General features: G+C 62.3%; 7 protein-coding genes. 5 read left to right on the plus strand and 2 right to left on the minus strand.

The features are described 5' to 3' along the window. Together rimO and ACOVRJ_RS08625 are read left to right on the plus strand one after the other, a co-directional pair. Nucleotides 1–1,183 (plus strand): 30S ribosomal protein S12 methylthiotransferase RimO (gene rimO / locus ACOVRJ_RS08620; protein ID WP_422043466.1); only part of this gene is annotated, 1,183 nt, incomplete at its 5' end. A gap of 76 nt (nucleotides 1,184–1,259) precedes the next feature. Further along, nucleotides 1,260–2,480, plus strand: a complete 1,221-nt coding sequence (locus ACOVRJ_RS08625) for a PLP-dependent transferase (protein WP_422043467.1) — start codon at nucleotides 1,260–1,262, stop codon at nucleotides 2,478–2,480. Between the two features lie 81 nt (nucleotides 2,481–2,561). On the opposite strand, the gene smpB is transcribed toward ACOVRJ_RS08625, so the two are convergent. After that, the gene (gene smpB, locus ACOVRJ_RS08630) at nucleotides 2,562–3,080 is read right to left on the minus strand and encodes an SsrA-binding protein SmpB (RefSeq protein WP_422043468.1); all 519 of its coding nucleotides are present in this window, start codon (nucleotides 3,078–3,080) and stop codon (nucleotides 2,562–2,564) included. A gap of 84 nt (nucleotides 3,081–3,164) precedes the next feature. Here smpB and ACOVRJ_RS08635 point away from each other — a divergent pair, with 84 nt between their 5' ends. Both ACOVRJ_RS08635 and ACOVRJ_RS08640 read left to right on the plus strand, forming a co-directional pair. After that, nucleotides 3,165–3,629, plus strand: a complete 465-nt coding sequence (locus ACOVRJ_RS08635; RefSeq protein ID WP_422043469.1) for a type II toxin-antitoxin system RatA family toxin — start codon at nucleotides 3,165–3,167, stop codon at nucleotides 3,627–3,629. Further along, nucleotides 3,616–3,963, plus strand: a complete 348-nt coding sequence (locus ACOVRJ_RS08640; RefSeq protein WP_422043470.1) for an RnfH family protein — start codon at nucleotides 3,616–3,618, stop codon at nucleotides 3,961–3,963. The genes ACOVRJ_RS08635 and ACOVRJ_RS08640 overlap by 14 nt, the downstream gene beginning before the upstream one ends. Before the next feature lie 19 nt (nucleotides 3,964–3,982). Here ACOVRJ_RS08640 and ACOVRJ_RS08645 read toward each other — a convergent pair whose 3' ends face one another. Continuing rightward, on the minus strand, nucleotides 3,983–4,528 hold the full coding sequence (locus tag ACOVRJ_RS08645; protein WP_422043471.1) for a DUF4124 domain-containing protein: 546 nt from the start codon (nucleotides 4,526–4,528) through the stop codon (nucleotides 3,983–3,985). A gap of 83 nt (nucleotides 4,529–4,611) precedes the next feature. Here ACOVRJ_RS08645 and ACOVRJ_RS08650 point away from each other — a divergent pair. Then, the coding region (locus tag ACOVRJ_RS08650) for an IMP dehydrogenase (protein ID WP_422043472.1) at nucleotides 4,612–4,805 on the plus strand (194 nt) is incomplete at its 3' end.

The raw sequence follows: 4,805 nt of genomic DNA on the forward strand, positions 1-4,805 counted from the left end.
CCTGGCCGAGAACGGCAAGGTCATCGTCACCGGCTGCCTGGGTGCCAAGGCCGGCGCCAGCAGCAGCGATGCAGGCAGCTTGGTGCGCGAGATGCATCCGAGCGTCTTGGCCGTGACCGGCCCGCATGCCACGCAAGAGGTGATGGATGCGGTGCACACCCATGTGCCCAAGCCGCATGATCCCTTCATCGACTTGGTGCCTGAGGCGCGCGGCATTGCCGGCATCAAGCTGACGCCGAAGCACTACGCCTATCTGAAGATCAGTGAGGGCTGCAACCACCGCTGCACCTTCTGCATCATCCCGAGCATGCGTGGCGATTTGGTGTCGCGCCCGATCGGTGATGTGCTGAACGAGGCTCGTGCGCTGTTCGAGTCCGGCGTCAAAGAATTGCTGGTGGTCAGCCAGGACACCAGCGCCTATGGCGTGGACGTCAAGTACCGCACCGGCTTCTGGGATGGCAAGCCGGTCAAGACCCGCATGCTGGACCTGGTCGCGCAAATGGGCGAGATGGCCAAGCAGTACGGTGCCTGGGTGCGCCTGCACTATGTCTACCCCTATCCCCATGTGGACGAAGTGCTGCCGCTGATGGCTGAAGGTCTGGTGCTGCCTTACTTGGACGTGCCGCTGCAGCATGCGCACCCCGATGTGCTCAAGCGCATGAAGCGCCCGGCCAGCGGCGAAAAGAATATGGAGCGCATCCTGCGCTGGCGCGAGACCTGCCCGGATATCGTGATTCGCTCGACCTTCATTGCCGGCTTCCCCGGTGAGACGGAAGAAGAATTCCAGTACCTGTTGGACTTCATGAGCGAGGCTCGCATCGACCGCGCCGGCTGCTTTGCCTACTCGCCGGTGACTGGCGCCACAGCCAATGAGTTGCCGGGTGCGTTGCCCGTCGAGGTGCGCGAAGAGCGTCGCGCCCGCTTCATGCAGATCGCCGAAGCCGTTTCCATCGATAAGCTGCGCGCCCGCGTTGGCGCCACCATGCAGGTGCTGGTCGATTCCGCACCGGCCCTGGGTCGCAAGGGTGGTGTGGGTCGTACCTATGCCGACGCACCCGAGATCGATGGCACTGTGCGCCTGCTGCCGCCTGAGAAGGCCAGCAAGACGCTCAAGGTCGGTGAGTTCACTCGCGCACGCATCGTCGCTGTGGAAGGTCATGATTTGATCGGTATGCCGATCTGAGCGACCTCTATCTGAGTCAGAATCAAGACGGGCTTCGGCCCGTTTTGTTTTTTCAGCGCCTTTCCAGGACCCCATCGTGAGCAAACACGCCCCAGCACCAGCCCTCGCATTGGCCACGCAGCAGATCCACCATCCCTATCAGCCACCTGAGGGGTGGGCGGCGCATCCGGTCGGCGTCTTCAAGGCCTCGACGGTGCTGTTCAAGAACACGGCCGATCTGCATCAGTACCGCCCGCGTGACGGCAAGAGCTACCGCTACGGCCTGCACGGCACGCCGACTAGCTACACGCTGGGTGCACGCATCGCCGGCTTGGAAGGGGCTGAACATTGCCTGCTGGTGCCCAGCGGCTTGGCCGCCGTGACGCTGGTGTCCTTGAGCTTGCTGCGCCCCGGCGACGAGGTGCTGGTACCTGACAATGTCTATGGACAAAACCGTTACTTGAGCGAATCGCTGCTGCCGCAGTTCGGCATCCAGCACCGTTTCTACGACCCGCTGGATGTCGCGGCTTTCAGTGCCCTGATTACCGAAAAGACCAAGCTGGTCTGGTTGGAGGCGGCGGGCTCCATCACGCTGGAGTTCCCGGATCTGATCGGCTTGCTGCGGGTCTGCCGTGAGCGTGGCATCACCACCGCGCTGGACAACACCTGGGGTGCCGGCGTGGCCTTCAAGGCCTTCGATTTGCTGCCTGAGACCGAGCCGGGCTTCGGCGTCGACATCGCCATGCACGCGCTGACCAAATACCCCTCGGGTGGTGCTGACGTGCTGATGGGTTCAGTCTGCACCCGCGATCTGGCCTTGCATGAGCGCATGAACTATATGCACGAGCACCTGGGCTATGGCCTGGGGCAAAACGATGTGGAGTTGGTGCTGCGCAGTCTGCCGACGATGGAGTTGCGCTATCGCGCCCAGGATGCGACGACTCGTGCGCTGGCGGCTTGGATGCAGGCGCAGCCGGCGGTGGCCCAGGTGCTGCATCCGGCCTTGCCCGGTTCACCGGGCCATGCGCATTGGCGCGAAGTCAGCAGCGGCGGGGCGGCTTGTTTGTTCTCGGCGGTGTTCCAGCCGCAGTACAGCGCGGCTCAGGTCGATGCCTTTGTCGATGCGCTGCAGTTCTTTGGCATTGGCTACTCCTGGGCAGGCCCCATGAGCTTGGCTGTGCCTTACAACATGAGTCGCAGTCGCGCGCTGGGCTTGCCCTACAGCGAGGGGCATCTGGTGCGTTTTGCCATCGGCCTGGAGGCCGAGGCCGATTTGCGTGCCGACCTGGCGCAAGCGCTTGAGGTCTTGAAGGCCTGAGGCGGCTTTAGCTGCGCGACTTGGTCGCGTGGCGCATCAACTGCCCCTTTTAGCGAAAAGGGCAGCGAGTCGCTACGCGCCTCAGCCCCGCGACTTTGTCGCGTGTCTCATGAGCTGCCCTTTTTCTCGTTCCCAGTCGCGTTTCTTTTCTGTGTCGCGCTTGTCGTGCTCGGCCTTGCCCTTGGCCAGGCCGATTTCGGCCTTCACATAGCTGCCTTTGTAGTGCAGGTTCAGTGGCACCAGGGTGAAGCCGCGTTGCTCGACCTTGCCGACCAGGCGTCGGATGTCGGCCTTTTTCATCAGCAGCTTGCGCGTGCGATCGGCCAAGGGGCTGACATGGGTGGAGGCGGTGCGCAAGGGGTTGATGCGGCAGCCGATCAGAAAAAGCTCGCCGTCCTTGATCAACACATAGCCGTCGGTCAGTTGCACCTGGCCGGCGCGGATGGCTTTGACCTCCCAGCCTTCCAGCACGATGCCGCACTCATGCCGCTCTTCGATGAAATAGTCGAAGCGGGCGCGTCGGTTCTCGGCAATGGGGGCGGTGCTGACGGCGGGCTTGGCCTTGGGGGGCGGCCGGTTCGAGGTCGGGGATGAGGACATGGTTGCTGTTCTTTTTGGGTGGATTGGCCGGACTCGGAGTCGCTCGAAGGCGGGGCTCAGTCGCCAATACAATTCGCCCATTGTATGAAGCACGTCAAAAAGTCTGTTTTGCTCTGGTACTCGCCTCGCGAGATGTACGACCTGGTGGTTGGTGTCGAACGCTATCCGGAGTTCCTGCCCTGGTGTGAGCGTGCCGAAGTCTTGTCTCAAGATCAGGATGAGGTCACCGCGCGTTTGTCCTTGGCCTATGCCGGGGTTCACCACGCCTTTACCACTCGCAATACCCATGAGTTGAATCGACGCGTGGGTATGCAGTTGGTGGACGGCCCCTTCTCGATGCTCGATGGGGATTGGAGGTTTCTGCCGCTGAGCAAGCCTGGTAGCAGCCTTGAGGAAGGGGAGTTGGCGTGCAAAATCGAATTTGAGCTTCGGTACGCTTTCTCCAGCGTGGCCTTGGAGGCCGTGGTCAGCCCTGTTTTTGATCGCGTCGCCAATACCTTTGTCGAGCGCTTTGTTCAGCGGGCTGAGGTGGTGTATGGGCCTCGGTGAGGGGGCTGACCCGATCCAGGTGGAGTTGGTTTGGAGTCCGCAGGCGGGTGATGTAAGGCATGTCACCTTGAGCGCCCGGGTGGGCATTTCGATCGAGACTTTGCTGCGCGCTTGCCCGGCTTTTGCTGATCAGCTGCCCCGCCTGTCTGAGCTGAAAATTGGCGTTTGGGGGCGTGTGCGGGGCCTGGATACGCCATTGAGGGACCGCGATCGCATCGAGGTGTACCGGCCCTTGACGGTGGACCCGAAAGAGGCTCGCCGGCAGCGTTACAAGGATCGCGGCGAGCGAATCGTTTCACGCCACCGGCCGCTGGGGGGCAAGACCAGCCGTTGAGGCGGATGGCGCGATTGCTTTAGCGGCACTCGCTGTTCATGACCGTGCGGCTGCGCTGAATCTCCTCGGCACGTTGACGCTCGTCCAGATGCACGGTCTCGCCGCGCTCATTGGTCTTGGTGAGGCGTACACCGTCTTGCAGCAGCTTGAGGTTGTCTTGTGCGCGTTGGCAGTTGTCACGTCGCTGCTCTGCAAGCTGGGACTCCTCGGCCTTCTTTTTCGTCTCGGCTGCTTGGTCTTGTTGCTTTAGTTTGGCTTGCCGATCTTGCTCGGCTTTGTCGGGCGCGCTGGCGGCCTTGGGGCTGGGCGTGGCTGCGACGGGCGGCTGGCCGTAGGGCACGATGACCACGTTTTGAACCTGCTTGGCCGGACGTTGGATGATGTCCTTGTCAGGAGTTCCCTGGGGCGGCGGCAAATCGCTGAACTGCAGCTTGCCGCTGGCGTCGCGCCATTTCCATTGGGCTTGGGCGGGTGCAGCCGCCGACAGGGCCGCAAGCGCGAGTAGGGCCGTGAGCAGGCACGTCGCCAAGCGTGGCCGGGCAGGGAATGAAGACGAACTTGACATGATTTGAGTGTAGCCTTGCAGGCTCTTGTCGTGGGCTTTGCTCGCCTTCCGTATAATGCCGCTTTGCGTCTGGAGCTTCCCTTATGCGCCTACTCGGAAAAGCGCTCACCTTCGATGATGTGTTGTTGGTGCCAGCGTTCTCCCAAGTGTTGCCTCGCGACACCTCTCTAGCCACCCGGCTTTCCCGCAATATTCGCCTGAATCTGCCCCTGGTCTCTGCGGCCATGGACACGGTGACGGAGGCGCGTTTGGCCATCGCCATCGCGCAAGAAGGCGG

The sequence above is a fragment of the Roseateles sp. genome, from assembly GCF_049240545.1.
Lineage (GTDB): Bacteria > Pseudomonadota > Gammaproteobacteria > Burkholderiales > Burkholderiaceae_C > Paucibacter_A.

Excerpts from the sequence above, each read along its gene's own strand:
- ACOVRJ_RS08640 (WP_422043470.1), top strand. The coding sequence starts at position 3,616 with ATGGGCCTCGGTGAGGGGGCTGACCCGATCCAGGTGGAGTTGGTTTGG.
- smpB (WP_422043468.1), bottom strand. The coding sequence starts at position 3,080 with ATGTCCTCATCCCCGACCTCGAACCGGCCGCCCCCCAAGGCCAAGCCC.
- ACOVRJ_RS08645 (WP_422043471.1), bottom strand. The coding sequence starts at position 4,528 with ATGTCAAGTTCGTCTTCATTCCCTGCCCGGCCACGCTTGGCGACGTGC.
- ACOVRJ_RS08635 (WP_422043469.1), top strand. The coding sequence starts at position 3,165 with ATGAAGCACGTCAAAAAGTCTGTTTTGCTCTGGTACTCGCCTCGCGAG.